At 37.5% G+C, this 16,831-nt stretch carries 16 protein-coding genes and 1 riboswitch; of the genes, 1 reads left to right on the forward strand and 15 read right to left on the reverse strand.

Annotated features, from left to right (window positions below):
• Window positions 1-6: 6 nt before the first annotated feature.
• The 6 genes from BMZ04_RS15640 to BMZ04_RS15660 form a co-directional block, all read right to left on the reverse strand.
• Window positions 7-981, reverse strand: a complete 975-nt coding sequence (locus tag BMZ04_RS15640; protein ID WP_093273198.1) for a YpdA family putative bacillithiol disulfide reductase — start codon at window positions 979-981, stop codon at window positions 7-9.
• A 40-nt stretch (window positions 982-1,021) separates the two neighbouring features.
• The gene (locus tag BMZ04_RS15645) at window positions 1,022-1,783 is read right to left on the reverse strand and encodes a metallophosphoesterase (protein ID WP_093273201.1); all 762 of its coding nucleotides are present in this window, start codon (window positions 1,781-1,783) and stop codon (window positions 1,022-1,024) included.
• A 426-nt stretch (window positions 1,784-2,209) separates the two neighbouring features.
• Complete coding sequence (locus BMZ04_RS15650; protein WP_093273206.1) at window positions 2,210-2,800, reverse strand: LysM peptidoglycan-binding domain-containing protein; 591 nt, start codon at window positions 2,798-2,800, stop codon at window positions 2,210-2,212.
• Entirely contained in the window at window positions 2,766-2,900 is a 135-nt protein-coding gene (locus tag BMZ04_RS22870; protein WP_255367957.1) for a hypothetical protein, read from the reverse strand. Before BMZ04_RS22870 ends, BMZ04_RS15650 begins: the two co-directional genes overlap by 35 nt.
• Window positions 2,881-4,296 (reverse strand): RecQ family ATP-dependent DNA helicase, encoded by a 1,416-nt coding sequence (locus BMZ04_RS15655; protein WP_093273211.1) that lies wholly within the window; start codon window positions 4,294-4,296, stop codon window positions 2,881-2,883. Before BMZ04_RS15655 ends, BMZ04_RS22870 begins: the two co-directional genes overlap by 20 nt.
• Window positions 4,289-5,323, reverse strand: coding sequence for a YpbB family protein (locus BMZ04_RS15660; protein ID WP_093273216.1), 1,035 nt, complete (start codon window positions 5,321-5,323; stop codon window positions 4,289-4,291). Before BMZ04_RS15660 ends, BMZ04_RS15655 begins: the two co-directional genes overlap by 8 nt.
• Before the next feature lie 111 nt (window positions 5,324-5,434).
• Here BMZ04_RS15660 and BMZ04_RS15665 point away from each other — a divergent pair, with 111 nt between their 5' ends.
• Window positions 5,435-5,683, forward strand: a complete 249-nt coding sequence (locus BMZ04_RS15665) for a ferredoxin (RefSeq protein WP_093273219.1) — start codon at window positions 5,435-5,437, stop codon at window positions 5,681-5,683.
• A gap of 145 nt (window positions 5,684-5,828) precedes the next feature.
• Here BMZ04_RS15665 and BMZ04_RS15670 read toward each other — a convergent pair whose 3' ends face one another.
• From BMZ04_RS15670 to BMZ04_RS15710, 9 genes are all read right to left on the reverse strand, one after another.
• Window positions 5,829-6,422, reverse strand: coding sequence for an ECF transporter S component (locus BMZ04_RS15670; protein ID WP_093273222.1), 594 nt, complete (start codon window positions 6,420-6,422; stop codon window positions 5,829-5,831).
• 158 nt (window positions 6,423-6,580) lie between these two features.
• Window positions 6,581-6,717: riboswitch (FMN riboswitch) on the reverse strand.
• 890 nt (window positions 6,718-7,607) lie between these two features.
• Window positions 7,608-8,834, reverse strand: coding sequence for a hypothetical protein (locus BMZ04_RS15675; protein WP_093273225.1), 1,227 nt, complete (start codon window positions 8,832-8,834; stop codon window positions 7,608-7,610).
• Window positions 8,827-9,363, reverse strand: coding sequence for an RNA polymerase sigma factor SigX (gene sigX, locus BMZ04_RS15680; protein ID WP_093273228.1), 537 nt, complete (start codon window positions 9,361-9,363; stop codon window positions 8,827-8,829). Before sigX ends, BMZ04_RS15675 begins: the two co-directional genes overlap by 8 nt.
• Window positions 9,364-9,416: 53 nt before the next feature.
• A complete protein-coding gene (locus tag BMZ04_RS15685; RefSeq protein WP_093273772.1) occupies window positions 9,417-11,195 on the reverse strand; it encodes an ATP-binding protein in 1,779 nt (592 codons plus the stop codon).
• On the reverse strand, window positions 11,188-11,904 hold the full coding sequence (locus BMZ04_RS15690) for a response regulator transcription factor (protein ID WP_093273231.1): 717 nt from the start codon (window positions 11,902-11,904) through the stop codon (window positions 11,188-11,190). The genes BMZ04_RS15685 and BMZ04_RS15690 overlap by 8 nt, the downstream gene beginning before the upstream one ends.
• Before the next feature lie 334 nt (window positions 11,905-12,238).
• Entirely contained in the window at window positions 12,239-13,420 is a 1,182-nt protein-coding gene (ccsB, locus tag BMZ04_RS15695; protein ID WP_093273236.1) for a c-type cytochrome biogenesis protein CcsB, read from the reverse strand.
• Complete coding sequence (locus BMZ04_RS15700) at window positions 13,420-15,069, reverse strand: cytochrome c biogenesis protein ResB (RefSeq protein ID WP_093273240.1); 1,650 nt, start codon at window positions 15,067-15,069, stop codon at window positions 13,420-13,422. Before BMZ04_RS15700 ends, ccsB begins: the two co-directional genes overlap by 1 nt.
• Before the next feature lie 13 nt (window positions 15,070-15,082).
• Window positions 15,083-15,619 carry a thiol-disulfide oxidoreductase ResA gene (gene resA, locus BMZ04_RS15705; RefSeq protein WP_093273243.1) on the reverse strand — a complete coding sequence of 179 codons (537 nt, stop codon included), beginning with the start codon at window positions 15,617-15,619 and terminating at the stop codon, window positions 15,083-15,085.
• 98 nt (window positions 15,620-15,717) lie between these two features.
• Window positions 15,718-16,452 (reverse strand): pseudouridine synthase, encoded by a 735-nt coding sequence (locus BMZ04_RS15710; RefSeq protein ID WP_093273248.1) that lies wholly within the window; start codon window positions 16,450-16,452, stop codon window positions 15,718-15,720.
• Window positions 16,453-16,831 lie beyond the last annotated feature (379 nt).

A 16,831-nucleotide genomic window follows, 5' to 3' on the forward strand; every position in this document is an offset into this window, starting at 1 on the left:
AGATGTTTAGTTTTCTTTACGCTTTTTTTCTATTTCTATTGCTATTTGGTCTCCGTGGAAACGACCATTTTCTATAAATATTTCATTGGCATTGTTTCCTGCCGCAATAACTCCCGCTATAAAAATTCCTTCTACATTGGTTTCCATTGTTTCTGCATTATAAGTAGGACGACCAGTGGATGCATCAATTTGAATACCCATTTCTCTTAAAAAGGAATGGTCTGGATGATAACCGGTCATTGCAAATACGAAATCATTTTCTATTTGAAGCTCGCCTTGTGGTCCCTTTACATAAGCAAACTGTTCGTCTATTTTTGTCACTTCGGTGTCAAAATGCATGTTGATTTCGCCATTTCGAACAAGTCCCTCAAACTCCGGCAATACCCATGGTTTTATACTTGGGGAATAGGTGCTTCCTCGATACACAACAGTTACATTTGCTTTTGCTTTGTTTAACTCAAGCGCCGCATCAATCGCCGAATTTTTCCCGCCAATTACTAAAACATGTTGATCGAAAAATGGATGCCCCTCTTTAAAATAATGGCTTACTTTCGGTAAATCCTCACCAGGTATACCCATAAAATTTGGATGATCATAATAACCCGTTGCAATAATGACGTACGTTGAATGATACGTTGCTTTCGACGTTTGGACGATGAAATAATCCTTTACTTTTTCCACCTGTCTAACATATTCATATTTGTTCACTTGTATGTTTTTCAACTTTGCAACTTCTCTATAATAGACCAATGCTTGATTTCGCTTTGGTTTCCTTTCTTCTACGATAAAAGGAACGTCTCCAATTGCTAGCTTTTCACTTGTGCTAAAAAATGTTTGATGTGTGGGATACTTATAGATTGCTTCCACAATATTTCCTTTTTCAATCACTATTGTATGTAAACCTATATTTTGCATGGAAATAGCAGCTGCTAGACCACAAGGCCCCCCTCCAACGATTATTACATCAACTTGTTGTACCACTTGTATAAACTTCCTTTCTTTTCCCTTTCAAACGGTTTTGTCATTCTCCGTATATTGTAATAATATGACACTCTGATTTTGCCCCTAATCGAAGGGGTACGCCTGTTGTTCCAAAACCATTACTAACAAGCTCTGCACTTTGTTCTTTTTCTTTAAATGCACCATTTTCATAAATACCAAAAGGTCCAAATCGAATTTGGCCGCCGTGAAGATGCCCCGCTAATAATAAATGCGGTTTACTGACTTTTTTAGCGTTGTTAAAATATGCAGGTGCATGTGTGATAAAAATAACAATATCTTCTTCCCTAACTTCTTGAAATGCGTCATATATGCTCACTTTACCACTAAATCCATCATTGACTCCAACGAGGCGAATCGGTGTACCGTCAATGATTAGTTCGACGGATTTATTCACCAACAGATGCACGTCGTTCTTTTCAAGTAGTTGGATTAAATTTTGCTCTCCCACTTCCCGGTCATTATTGCCAAATACGTAAAAAACGTCTCCCATTTTTTTTAGTTGTGCAATATTATATTCCGTTCGATGTAAAGGAACCCCTTTTTCGGTTAGATCCCCCCCGATAATCACGATATCTACTTTGCCCATAAGCGAGTGAATAAGCTTGCTATCTATTTTCCGGCGATGAATATCCGAAATAAAAAAAAGATGAACTTGCTTGCCAGGTCTCATTTTTTCTACGGGGAATGTATGTGTTTTTACATTTACTTGAAATGCCAAATAAAGCATGTAAAGTAGAAGACTGACCGCCAAACCTGCTACTACTAAAAGGTAATATACCAACGAAAAACCTCCTTATTATAACTTACAAATACGCAAATGCCTTTCTTCGAGGAATACAGTCTAAGTTCGCGACAACGTGGTGCTCCTGCGCAAAGCTCGTCGCAAAACAAAAAAACATTTCACAACGGATGCATGACCCGCATCGTGCGGCCCCAGGAGGCAGCTCCTCAGCCACCACAAGCGAGTTTGTTCGGACGAGCCCCGAGGAGCAAGGCGCTGGAGTCTAGACGTAGAAGTTCTTGTAGAAAGTTTTCCACGTGTCTAGAATTAGATAATTTCCTAAGGAAAGTACAAAAGGACAGGGAAATCCCCTGTCCTTTCAAGTCCTTTCACTACCTAATCTTATGAATCGTCTTATCAAATATAACCTTGTATATTTATATATATGCAACTAAGATTCCTAATGACCTTCTTTTTGTGCATATGTTAAGGCAAGATTAACTTTTGACCGGCAGAAATAGCATTGGATGATAAACCGTTTGCGGATTTAATTTTTTCTACTGCATTTGGATCTTTGTAATAATTGACCGCAATGCGGTAAAGTGTTTCGTTTTCTTTTACAATATGTGTTCTAGTAGGAGCTTCCTGTTTTGGTTGTTCAACTTTCGGCTCTTCTACTTTTGGTTGTTCTGCTTTCGGTTCTTCTACTTTTGGTTCTTCCTTTACTGGTGCCTGTTCCTCTACTTCTTTATCTTCTGCTGAAGCAGTATTTTCGTCTTTCTCTTCCTCTTCCTTAGGACTATTCGTAATTGTCTTTGTTTCTACTTGAATAATGCCTGATTCTTGCACCTCTTCGGTATCCTTAGGCGTGTATATAAATTGCACGTATAGAAAAATACAAACAGGTAATAGGATAAAAATACAAAATAAAGTTGGTATTAAGATATTTCTAGATTTTTTCTTCGCTTTTTTTCCAGAATTTGATCTTCTACGACTTCTTAGTTCTACCTTTTCTTCCTCTACACCGATGGATTGTCTATGTTCATCTATTTTCTTTTGATAGTCGTCTTGGTTCATATTTTTCAAACTCCATTTCTGCCTTTATATCTACTACTATTATGCCGAATATTGTTGAAAAAGTAAACTTCTCGTCTGCATTATGAATGCAATAGTTCATCTAATTTAATTTTCCAATCTATTTCTTCACTTTTTTCTGACAGTTGTTTTCTGTCAACTAGTATTTCTTGTAAAGGTAGTGAACACTTGGAGCAGCAATGCTTAGGACGATTCGTTAATTGTTCATCAAAGTAATGCAACAGTTGCTCTCTTATGCACACTCCATTTTGCAACATCGTATATAAGCCCTGAATTTCAGTCCATTTCTTTTGTTTAATCGTTTGAAACAATCGTGTAGTCTCTTGTTCTGTTAACTCTTCTTTCCAATAATCCAATATTCTAGCTGTTGTTTCTGGTAATTGTAATTGTATGTTATTAGACTCATATGCGAGCCGAATATCCGCTTCTTCGGGGAAATCTTGCATCGCAACATAAAACGCTTGTTCCACATCCGTTGCTGTAAATAGTAAGGAAGCAATAGACTGCGCTCCGTCCCGAGCAGCTCTTCCTACTTCCTGCATATAGCTCGCTATGGATGTCGGAATATGGTCATGTATGATTTGTCGTATATTATCTTTATGTATTCCCATCCCAAAAGCATTCGTTGCGCATATCCACTCCAACTGTCCTTGTTGAAACTGTTGCTGGACTAAAATACGATCATCTTGATCCATTTTGGCATGATAATAAGCAACTCGAATACCTCTTTTTTGTAATTCATGCGCATACATCTCTGTTTTTTTTCGCGACTGCGTATATAGAATACCTGGGCCACTAGTAGAGGTGATTCTGCCGAGGATCCAGGCAAGCTTTTCTTGTGCATTTTTTACCTCAATCGCCTCATAAGCAATTGTAGGTCGATCAAGGGAATGGATATACTCATATGGCTCTCTCATTAATAACGTATCTTTTATATCATGCACCACATTAGTTGTTGCCGTAGCAGTTAACGCGAGGACATTTGTTTGTCGGTAATGTTGTAGCCATTTAGCGATTCGTAAATAGTCCGGTCGAAAATCAAATCCCCATTGGGAAATACAATGCGCTTCATCCGCCACAATATAGGCAATACGTATATCGGAAAGTGCATGATTAAAACGCTCATTTTGCAACATTTCCGGGGAAGTAAATATAAATTTATAGGATGATAAATTTCGGAAAGCCATCTCTTTTTGCTCAAAGGATAAAAAAGAGTTAATCGCAACAACACGTTTTTCTCCCAACATTTTCAATTGCTCCACTTGATCTTGCATTAAAGATAGTAAAGGTGAAACAATGACGACAGAACCTTCCATTAAATACCCCGGCAATTGGTATAACAAAGATTTCCCCATACCAGTTGGTAATATCGCAACGACATCTTGTCCCGCTATGACGTGTTCAATTATTTCTTTTTGCCCTTCCCTAAATGAATCGTAACCAAATTTACGTGTTAATACTTCAGTCAACTTATCCATTTATTTCTTCTCCTTTAGTTAACGCTAATCTAATTTGAAAATAACTTAAATCAGGAATTTCCTCGCGAATTATTTTTAACTTTTTCGTTTGTCGTTCCTGCGCAATTTGCAATACTTGTTGTATCTGTTCATCTGATATAAAAGAACCGACCGGAAAATTTGGATTTACTGAAACAATTTCAATGACATGGTCTTCTATTGTATTTCTCTTCAAAAAACGCATGCGCGCTACTTCTTCGATCGTATATCCTTTTTCAAATAATTTACTTGTTTTATTAGCAGAATCGGTTAACGGAGTTTGTACATATATATCCTTCGTTAATGCGTGGAAATCCGGGTATTTCTCTTCGGTAATCTCATTTAATAGAATATGTAAGCATTCGATGAATAAAAACTTTACATCCAACACGGTGATATGATGGTGGCTAGCAAGTTGCTCCCAAGTTAGCCCACTATTTTTGTACCCGCTTAAACGGTAAACAAACAAATTACGATGGATTTCTAGTAACTGAGTGTTTTCAAGTAAATGAAATAATTGCTTTTTGAAATTCGCCACAAAAGTTTTCGATTGAAAGTCTCTTTCATGTAAAAAAGCTTTGACAAAATGATGGATTTCATTATTTTTTTGAACAGGTACAAACTTTTTTTCATTCCCTTGAAATTGGGATAGGGTCTGAACGATCAATTCAACTCGTCCCCAAAAGATAAATTCATTTCCACGGAGTATCCATCCATTATAAAAAGGACGTCTTACCGATACTATTTGGTGCAAACCTTTTTCTGTAATAGCTATCATAGATTCATTCATAATGATGAAGCCTTCTGCATGAAGCTTCATTATTTCTTCCTCATATGTTTCTTTTGCTAGTTTTGGATATAAACTAAAGTAAGGATGAAGTTGAAAATATGTCACATCTTGAATCGTTTGACCAGATTTTTTCCCTTTTAGTAAATAATAAGGTGCAGTAGATGACCTTTCTCCTTGAAATTTGTGTATAATTAATAACAGTAATTGTTGAAAATACAATGGAAATCCCTCACATATTAAAGTATTTTGGTTGAAATGTAACGAGAATATCTTTAGAATGAATAAGATAGCAGATTCGTGAAAGCAGATATAAAGGAGAGAATTTAAGAAATGGCTAAATATACAATTGTTGATCAAGATACATGCATCGCGTGTGGCGCATGTGGCGCTGCTGCACCAGATATATATGATTATGACGATGAAGGAATTGCTTTCGTTATTTTAGATGATAACATGGGGACAACAGAAGTTCCAGATGAACTACTAGAGGATATGGAAGATGCGTTTGAAGGTTGCCCAACAGATTCTATTAAAGTAGCCGAGGAATCATTTGAAGGCGACGCATTGAAGTTTGAATAGTATTTTAAACCAATAAAGAATGTGTAAGGTGCTGAGGACCCTTACACGTTCTTTTCTTTTTTCTAAAAAAATTCGGCAATGAATTTTTGTTCGTCAATATATAAAAAAGGTTATTTCTCCTAAATCAGAGAAATAACCTTTAATTTTAATTTATTTTTGCAGCACCAAATGAATGTGAAACTTTATCAAGTAACGGCTTCATTCGTTTGAATAAAACAATCATGACAATTGCTACTAATATACCTTTTATAAGATTAAACGGTAAAATACCGAAAATGATAGAATTGAATAATGCTGTCCCAGTTTCCATTGGGAAATTTAAGAAATAAGCATACATTGGTAAGAATACATAATAGTTTAATACACTCATCCCAATTGCCATCGAAATCGTTCCACAAGCTAGCCCGTACGCAATTCCTTTTGACGATGTAGCTTTACGGTAGATTAGATAAACTGGTGTTAAAAACAAAATACTTGTTACAAAGTTCGCCATATGTCCTACTGGAACACCTGTCGGACTACCTGCGAACAACCAATCTAAGACGTTTTTCAAAAATGCCACAAGAATACCGGCTAGTGGCCCCATTGTGATGGCTGCTATTAGTGCTGGAATATCACTAAAATCGACCTTTAAAAAAGCTGGTAACGCTGGTAATGGAAATGCAAGAAGCATTAATACAAAAGAAATACTACTCAACATAGCGATTGCGATTAGCATACGCGTCTTACCTTTTAACATAAAATCCTCTCTCCTTTTGCGATTCACTCCACAAGAAGAAAGGTTCAGCACGTTTTCTCTTACTCAAAAAATCCCTTAAGCTATTACTAGGCTTAAAGGAGTAAAAGGTACACTTAAACAAGCGTATCCGTATTAGAGTATACGAAAAACGACTGCACCTTCACCTTCTCCCATCCAGACTGTACTGTCGGCTTTGGAATTTAACCAAATCAACCTTAACTTAACGGCTCGCGGGCTTAAGAAACTAGTTTCTAATACCGCCGGTCGGGAATTTCACCCTGCCCCGAAGATGAATCAATATTTTATTGTCCTTCAAGTTTTATCTTGAATTAAATACATCTTATCAAAGTTTCATATGTAATGCAATACAGTTGCTCAAAAAACATTTAATACATATTGTTTTACTATGTATTATACTTACATAACATAAAACAAACGCGCAATCTCCCACTACTAATGAGCATATAACAACCAATCCAACTACAAGAACAAAAGCGCAATCGCTTGTCTCTTACTCGATATAGCAAATTGGAATGACGCACGTAATAGGGATACTGCGCGGCATAAGCTTTAGATAGTACCCGCAAGCTTTTGCGTAAGCCGCACTAAGGCGAAAAATATCCGCTAGATTGGTTTTGTCGCGTTCAGCAAGGGCTATGTCGCTTTCGAGATAGGTTTTGTCGTGTTCGAAGGGTAGTTTGTCGCGTTCACAGCATGTTATGTCTCGTTCAACCATTTATTGGATTTTATTTTTAAAAAATACTACATAAGATTTAATTTAAAACAGTGACGCTGAGTAGTTAGCAATTTTCATGGATTGGAGCGGAAGGGCGGCGACTCCTGCGGAGGCCAACAGGATGTTGGTCACGAAGGCGTTGCCACACGATGTGGCGCACTTAGCATTCGTTCCTCTGTTGAGACAGATGAAACATCGTAGGCGAACGCGCAGCGTCGGCGATGGTTCATCGCTCACCCGGCGGAAAGCGTCCGCCCTGCAGCGGAAATCTAGCGGTAACTTTCTTTACGACGCAGTATCCCTATATCAAATACTAGATAAAAAGTGCCATACCTTATGTTACTTTAAATAAGCTATCAACATGTCTAAATTTTTATAGTTACCTAGGAAAGAAAAAATGCGTGGAAGTAATGAACAAGTCATTAATTCCACGCATTTCATAACATAATTTAATCATTACTCATAATAAACCCATTCGGTCCAAGCGGTATTCGAAGAGGTAACGTTAAATCGAATTCTTCCCACTGTTGTTGCACTACATTTTCTACCTTCACTTCTTTTCCGAAGCTTGCGGCAGTTAATGCAAATGCTTCTAAAAGCCTAGTTGCTGCAGATGGATCTAACGCTTCTAAATCGAGCGGCTCATCAAATCGAATGACTGCCACACCATTCTGCTCCGTAGATATATACGTAACATTTGGAGGAATAACAGAAGTGTATAAATCATTTCCTGCATCTTTCATCGCAGTAAATGCTTCGGAGATAGAGTCGTTAGAATTACCAAAACTAGGAGATAAATAATCCTCGCCATTATTGGCATGGTAAATATAATAATTGTAGTGTCCTAGTCGACCGGGCAATTTCCGAGGCTCCGTTAATGTTCCAGCTTGATCCCATTCTAATGGTGTGCCGTCTTCATTTACAGAAATAATGGTATCAAAATCAGTAAATATTTCATTCAAAGATTGGCCATAAGTTGTCGTAGTTCCTGAAGCCCTATCGTATCCATGGTCCTTTGGTAAATAATGCTTTAATTGTTTTTCTTGAGCAATAAAATGCCCTTTATATGGATGATATTCCATGAATCCTAACGCTTCTTCATCAATCTGGCTCGCATATCGTTCATACAACTGCAAACTGGTCGGGGTTACCCCTACGAAATCAGCTTCTATTCGTTCTTTCGGAATAATAATAGAAATAGGAACGGATAATGCATTTTCGATTAGTGAAAAATGAAAAACGGTACCTCCATTAACACTCTCTTCATAAACAGAAGTAGTTTTATGGAGTGGGATCAACTCTATCGTCGGATCTAACATCTTCGTCATTATGGTTATTTCATTTGCCTGACCGGCTGCTGCACTTTCTTCTTTTGCATCCATGGTATTCAAACTTTCTGTTGGTTCAGCGGTATCGGTAGACATCGAAGTTTCTTCTTGATTTGTATAGGAAGAAACAAGGAAAGTTAGGAGTAGAATAGCTGCAACGGAAACGATAAAAGGCATCCATTTCGAGAATGATACGGCAATTGTTTTTCTTTTTTCTTCCTTGACTTGAGCTTCAATTTCTATTTTTACCCGATTATACACTTCCTCTTTTGAACGATGATCTGTTAATTTGGGCATGTTTTTTAATAGCTCATCAACTGTTTCTTCTTCTTTTTCTATTTCACTCATGATGAACGGTACCCTCCTTTTCTTTCGCAGATAATCGTTCTCGAAGTGCTTTTATCGCACGATGTTGCGTTGTCTTCACTTTCCCTTCTGTCCAACTTAAAACTTGTGCTGTTTCTGCAATCGAAAGCTCTTGGAAATAACGCATAATGATGACCATTTTTTGATCACCTGTGCAATCGTCAAGAGCTACTAGTAATGTTTTCATTTCATCATTAAGCAATACCGAATCCTCTGGTAACATTTCGGAAGAGGGAAGCTGCATGGTCTCCCAGTCGAATGATTCAAACAATCGTTTCTTTCGCACTGCTTGTTTCCTAAAATGATCAATCGCCACATTTTTGGCGATGGAAAATAACCAGGTTTTTTCCGAACTCTTTCCTTCGAATTTACTGTAAGCCCTTAACACCCGTACATATACTTCTTGGACCAAGTCTTCCGCAGTCTGCCTATTTTTTACTAAATAAATAAGAAACTGAAAAACGTCTTGATGATAGCTATCATACAAGCGGTGGAAAACGGAGTCATTCATAAGCTCCCCCCGTTCTTTTAATTAGTCGTTTCATGTACTGTTTTGTTTCACTTTTAAAGGTTTAAAGGTAATTTTATAATGAATGTTGTTCCAACCCCAACTTCACTTTCTACAGATAAACTACCATCATGACGCTCGACAATATTTTTGGCAATTGCAAGGCCTAGACCTGTTCCGCTTTTCCCTCTAGTTCTCGCCTTATCCGCTTTATAAAAACGTTCGAACACATATGGTAAATCTTCTTTTGGAATCCCGTATCCAGTGTCTTTTACTTCAATCATTATATGTCCGGCTGCTTCGGTTAAGTTTACCGTCACAGAACCGTCCTTAGGGGTATGTCGAAGGGCATTATCGATTAGATTTGTAAGTACTTGCTCCATACGGTCCTCGTCCAGTTGCAAATGAATCGTCTCCGATAAAGTATGCTCAAAATACAAACGTATATTTTTTTCTTTTGCGATTTGATCAAACTTTAGCGTAATACGCTCAATTGTTGGTAGGACAGAAACTTCTTCCTTATAAATACTTAAATAACCGGATTCTAAACGAGCTAAATCTAGCAATTCTGTTACTAATCTTCCCATTCGTTTAGATTCATCATATATTACGCGAATTATTTCATTTTTGTCTTCTTCTGTCGTAACTACTTCATCTATAATGGCCTCACTATACCCTTGAAGCATCGAAATTGGTGTTCTAAGCTCATGTGAGACATTCGCGATAAAGTCTGAACGCATCTTATCTAAACGATGCTGTTCGGTCATATCTCGCAAGACTACAACAGCTCCACGAACCGCTTCTTTACTATAAAGTAGGCTAATGGAAACGGAAAAATAGAATCCTTTGATTTCTAATTCTTCATCAATCTCTTCTTCTAAATGAAATACATGATCGAGTAAGTCGTATAACTCAGCAGGTAAATTAGAGTTATCGGCTGTTTCATTGTTTGCATACCATTTTTGAATTAGACTATCCGCTTGGGGATTACTGACAAGAACAGTCAAGTCTTTATTAAATGTAATGACTGCATCCGTCATCGATGTAAGAATACTCGAAAGCTGCTCTTTTTCTTGATTGATCACTTCTACATGGTGTTTCAACTGACTTCCCATTCGATTAAAAGCAGAACTTAGTTCACCAATTTCATCTTTTTGAACATAAGGAACTTTTGTTTCGAAATTTCCTTTCGCAAGCTCTGATGCTGCTTCTCGCATGGAACGAAGGGGAGAAGTAATTCTTGAAGATAAAAAGAATGAGAACATTGTCGTAAGTAATAATGCGATAAAACCAGATAAAAAGACAATTCGAGTAGTATGATTAGAAGTCTTATTAACTACTTCTAAGCTTTGATAAATAAATACCGCCCCATGTATTTCTTTATCCGATTCTAAAGGAGAGGCAAGGATAATATAGTTCTCCATTCGATTTTCTTCGGTCATCGAGGGCATAAGCATCTTTTTAATAATCGTTTCATTTGTCCTATATATATTCGTTAAGTCTTTGTCTTTCAATAATTTTTCTTGAAATACCTCTTTGTTTAATCCTTCATGGACCGATAAAAATACAGACTCCGCATTTCGCACAATCAACGCGCTTGTTTCCGCTCCAAGAATGTTTTGAATAATTTGCATAGAGTCTTCTATTTGATCATATTGCTCCACTATTTTCCCTATGGTCGCGGCTTCCTGTCTAAGCGACTCTTCTGCTTGTTCTGTATGGAAGTTTTCCAAAAACTCTAACATTAAGACAGTGATGATAAACAGCACAAATAAGACGAGAAGCAATATGGTTCCCCATAGCTTCCCGACAACACTATTCCAAATTCTATTCATTGATAACTTCAAACTTGTAGCCTACCCCCCACACAGTCACAATCATTTTCGCAGACTTTTCAGATACTCTATTTAACTTTTCGCGTAAACGTTTCACATGTGTGTCAACTGTTCTTAAATCACCAAAGAAATCATAATGCCACACTTCTTTTAATAATTGCTCCCGATCGAATACTTTATCAGGTGCCTTTGCCAAGAAGTATAGTAATTCATATTCTTTTGGTGTCAAACTCACTTCTACCCCATCGGCAGTAACACGATGCGCATCATGATCGATTGTCAGATGTGGGAACACAACGATATCTTTCGATGAGGACATTCCTTGTACAGGCGAAAGAGCAACAGAACGTTTCAAAAGTGCTTTAACACGAAGTACAACTTCTCTTGGACTAAAAGGTTTCACGATATAATCGTCTGCTCCTAGTTCAAAGCCTTCTACGCGATTAGCTTCTTCCCCTTTTGCTGTTAACAAAATAATAGGAGTTTCTTTATGTGTGCGTAACTCGGTCATCATTTCTATCCCGTCTTTTTCGGGCATCATAATATCTAATAATATGCAATTATATTCATTTTCTAGCGCAAGTTGTAGAGCGACTTCACCATTCTCTGCTTCTTCTACTTCGTATCCTTCTCTTTCTAAATACATTTTTAATAAACGACGGATTCGTTCCTCATCGTCAACTACTAATAGTTTAATCATTTCAGACATAATATCAGACCCTTCTATCAACTTCTACTATATATTGTACAATTAGTTATGCCAAATTGAAAGAAAAGCCCTTACCTCTTTATTGGGAGATAAGAGCTTTTCTAATTATCTAGCTTTTAGAGCATCACCCTTTTAGGGTCAAATGTGAAAAAGCTGCTCTTGGTCCCGCATATGCGGGTTATGTCTGCTTCGCCACAGGATATGGCATACTTTGCAGACCTACCTCAGCCCCATTTGCCTGTCGTGGGCTACTATGCGAGTCCAATAAGTCGTTGAGACACAATGTCGTGACCTTAGGACTTACTCTACTAACATAGACGCTTACGCATTTCTATTAAGCATAGGAATGTAGTCCAGCAATAATTAGGTTAACTGCTATCAAGTTAAACATAATGATGATAAACCCGATTAATGCCAACCATGCAGATTTCTTCCCTTCCCAACCTTTGGATAAACGAAGGTGTAGGAATGCTGCATAGAACAACCAAGTAATAAGCGCCCAAACTTCTTTTGGATCCCAGCCCCAAAATCTAGACCATGCTTCATGTGCCCAGATCATGGCGAAAATAAGTGCCCCTAAAGTAAATACAGGGAAACCAATCAATACCGAACGATAACCAATCTCATCCATAAACTGTGAGTTTACTTTTTTCGTAAATGGTTGTAATACTGATGCAATTCGTTTTCTGAAGATTAAACGAAGCAAGATGTATAATACCGTTCCGAAGATAACAGACCATGTAACAACGGACAGTTTTTTTGCATTTACAAGCGGAGGCATTTCCATTAATGGTTGCATCGCATTTTCGGTAATCGCTTCCGACTCATTCATCCCAAAAATAGGTGGCACATTATATTCCATCGTTAATACTTGTTCTTCTTTATTTACATAGTTAAATTCTACTTTATAATCTGCTAATGTGAAAGTAGTTGTAGCTGCAATAAAACCTAAGACTAACACTACTACATACATTACGGCCTCGATCCAAAAACGTGACTTAGACTTTTTGGTCATGTCGATATTTTTTAGCAAGTAGATTAAACCGGCCACTGCACTAATCGCTAATATTGCTTCTCCAAGAGCCGCTGTAATAACGTGGACTGTTAACCAGTAGCTTTTAAGTGCTGGTATTAATGGCGTAATCTCTCTTGGGAACATACTAGCATACCCAATGATTATGATAGCGATTGGTAAAGCAAAAAGCCCAAGTGCTGGAATTCTATAAATAAAGTAAATTAATATAAACGCACCAACAACCAACATCCCAAATGCGGTTGTAAATTCAAACAAGTTACTAACAGGAGCATGTCCTGCTGCAATCCATCTCGTTATAAAATAACCAATATTGGATACAAAACCAATAATCGTAACAGTAATGGCTAATTTACCCCAACGTTCGAAAGATTTCGATGCTTTAGAGCTCGAACCTTTTACGGCACCTCCAAATAAAAAGGTTGCTACTAAATAAGCAACGAATGCTATAAATAATAAAGTACTACTTACTTCTACCATCATTAAACCCCTTCCTCTTTATCCGCTTTAGAATCTTCATCTTGTTGATCTTCATATTTTGGAAGATTGGCCAGTTCAGAAACTGTATCCATATCTCTTAAAATGCTGAGCCAGTTTTTATTCGTATGCGCTGCAATTACGACTTGCCCATCTTCTAATTGCTGTATCCAAATACGTCGATGATTCCAATACGATCCTTGTGCTACCCCAATCATGAAGATAAGACCACCAAGCATAAGAATAGGAAGTGTTAAATCTTTACGAATAGTTAAACCAGAAACGTCTCTTGTTTCAACGCTTTGGAAAGCAATTTTATGTTTGTTTTCTCCAAGCGGTTCAAGCGTTTCTTTAATCATCACAAAGCTTGTTTCCCCATTAGGAAACTCTGGTGTATACATTTTCACTAAAAACGCGGGGTTGTTTGGAAGTGGTGATTGTGACTGTGGCACTCCTTCTTCAAATCCAGTGAAATCAGCGTAGTAATCTAATATTTCTACTTTTGACCCATTTGATAGTTCATAGACTGGTTGTGGGTCTGATAAGTTAATGGTAAACTCCCCAAAGCTTTCGGCAGTTTCTTTATCTTGCAGTTGGAATGTCATAGAAGCTAATTCATCTAACCGAAAATCCATTTGGAAAACTGAAAAATTATCAAATTTAAGTGGTTTATTCACTTGAATTGCTGCTTCTTTTTCAAACGTTAAATCTTCTAAATGACCTGCTACCGCGCCTTCTGGTCCTTTATATAACGCTACGTTTGTTTGATAGTTTTTAGCAATTACTCCTACACGATCAATGGCATCTCCATATACTTCTTCGGATTCTTCTTTTGAATATGTTTCATAGATGAATTCTTTACTCTCCAGAAAATAACCATTTGTTTCTGGAATATACAGTCTTTCTCCTTCGCGTAGCCACATTGTCTCATCGACATAAAAACCTGGCAATGCTCGAAGCATAACACCAAATAAGAATAAAATTAGACCCAAATGATTGACATAAGGACCCCAACGAGAAAAGCGACCTCTTTCAGCGAGTAATGCATTGCCTTCTCTCTTTACGTTGTAACGCATCGTTTTTAACTTTTCTTCCGCTTTCTTAATGGATTCTTCCCCATTTTCTATGTTTCCAATACCATAGATACGTTGACGTTTCAAAAAGCTAAAATGCCTTTTCGTTTTTTGTTTCTTAAGGGATTTATAAAGTGGTATTACTCTATCTAAGCTGGCAATGATTAAAGAAATCCCTAACATCCCAACAAGCGCTTGGAACCACCAAGAACTGTATAAGTCCGATAATCCTAACTCATAATATAATGTTCCAAATGTACCATAAATTCGTTCATAGTAAGCGGCAATATCTACTTCTGATGTCGCTGGCACATAAAAAACTTGCGGCAGAATGGTCCCAATCGAAGCGGCAACAAGAATAATGATAATTAACCACACTCCGACTTTTACACTCGAGAAGAAGTTCCAAACTTTATCTATAATGGTTTTGTTATATGTTTGGGAACGTCTTGCCGAGCCTTCATAGCGCATATCTACCAGTTTTTTATCTTCTGTTTCTTTGTTTAATGGTCGTCCACAGCTTTCACATAACAATGTCCCGGCTGGGTTCACATTACCACATGTACAAACTATCTTGTCCATCTATAAAACTCCTTTAGGATGGTTTAATCTGCTCCATAAAAGCTGCAATATCTTGCTCTGTCATTTCACCTTTTATGATTTTTTCAATGCGTCCATCTGGATTTATCAAAAAAGTGGTTGGTAACGGGGCAATATTGTATGACTCCATTACACTCTTATTTTGGTCAATTGCAATCGGAAACGATAAACCATAACTATTTTTAAAGCTATTCACTTTTAAATTGGATTCCCCGATATTAATCGCTAATGTTTGAACGCCTTGATCTTTGTAGACATTGTATTGGTTGTCCATCGCAGGCATTTCAGTCGCGCATGGCTTACACCAAGTACCCCAAAAGTTCAAGAAAACGCCTTCACCTTTGTAGTCTGAAAGTCGATGTTGGTTCCCTTCCAGATCCACTAAAGCAAAATCAGGTGCTTTATCCCCCACTTGAAGGACAGTGTTTTTTTCTTTCGTTACGTTTGAGTATATTGTAAAGACGATGGCTATCGTCAGTACTGCTAAAATAGCAGTTCGAATATAAAATCTTTGCTTTTTAGATTGCGCCATCATTGCTCCTCCATTTCTAAGCATCGTCGACCTATATTATACCAAAATATACATTTCAAAAAGGTTCGACATTTGAAGGGTTTGTGAACATTGAAGTATTAGTTTCCTATTTTACCGGTTTCAGCCAATACGCGTAATTGTTTAATTTCATGCGTTGTTAGCTCTCTCCATTCCCCGGCATTTAGGCCATGTAATGTTAAAAAGCCAAATCGTTCTCGTACTAATTTTTGGACAGGAAAACCAACTGCATCAAACATGCGACGTACTTGTCTATTTTTACCTTCATGGATTGTGATTTCTACGATTGCTTTATTTGTTTTGCGCTCGCTAGATAATAATTTTACTCTTGCAGGAGCAGTTTTGCCGTCTTCTAGCATAATTCCACGTTCTAATGGTCTTAATTGCTCTTTTAACGGAATTCCTTTAACTCTTGCTACGTATGTTTTATCAACTTTAAATTTCGGATGCGTCAACGCATATGAAAAGTCGCCATCATTTGTTAAGAGTAGTAAACCAGATGTTTCATAATCAAGTCTTCCAACTGGATATAGTCGTTCTTTAACATGTGGCAATAAATCCGTAACGGTTTTTCTGCCTTTGTCATCTGTAACTGCTGAGATGACTCCTCTTGGTTTATAAAGTAAGTAGTATACTTTCTGTTCTTTTTCTAGTTTGACTCCTTCTACTTCCACCGTATCGGAATTCGAAACTTTTGTACCAAGTTCTGTCACAACTTTTCCGTTCACTTTTACTTTTCCTTGGATAATTAATTCTTCTGCTTTTCTTCTAGAAGCTACACCTGCATGTGCAAGTACTTTTTGTAGTCTTTCCAATTCTTTCACCTCGTCCATTCTTTCCATACATATGAGTGAATTATGTCACACTTTTGGCGAAAATAAAAGAAGACAGTCTTTTAGAAAAACTGTCTCCTTGCTCCAATGACACAAAATGTTGTGCACAGGAGAAATAATGCGCACTATTGAGGTAACCGCTAGATTTCCGCTGCAGGCGGACGCTTTCCGCGGGCATGGCTTCAATCTCCTCGGAGCTCGCGCTCCTGCGGGGCTTTCAGCTCATGCTATTCCCGCTGGAGTCGCCGCCTTCCGCTGCAATCCACGAAAATTGCTAGCTTATTAGTGTCACTATTAAATTCAGTCTTTGTTATATTACTTGAAAATAAAATCAAACAAACGGCTAATAGCAATCAATCAG

Source organism: Psychrobacillus sp. OK032, assembly GCF_900111345.1.
Lineage (GTDB): Bacteria > Bacillota > Bacilli > Bacillales_A > Planococcaceae > Psychrobacillus.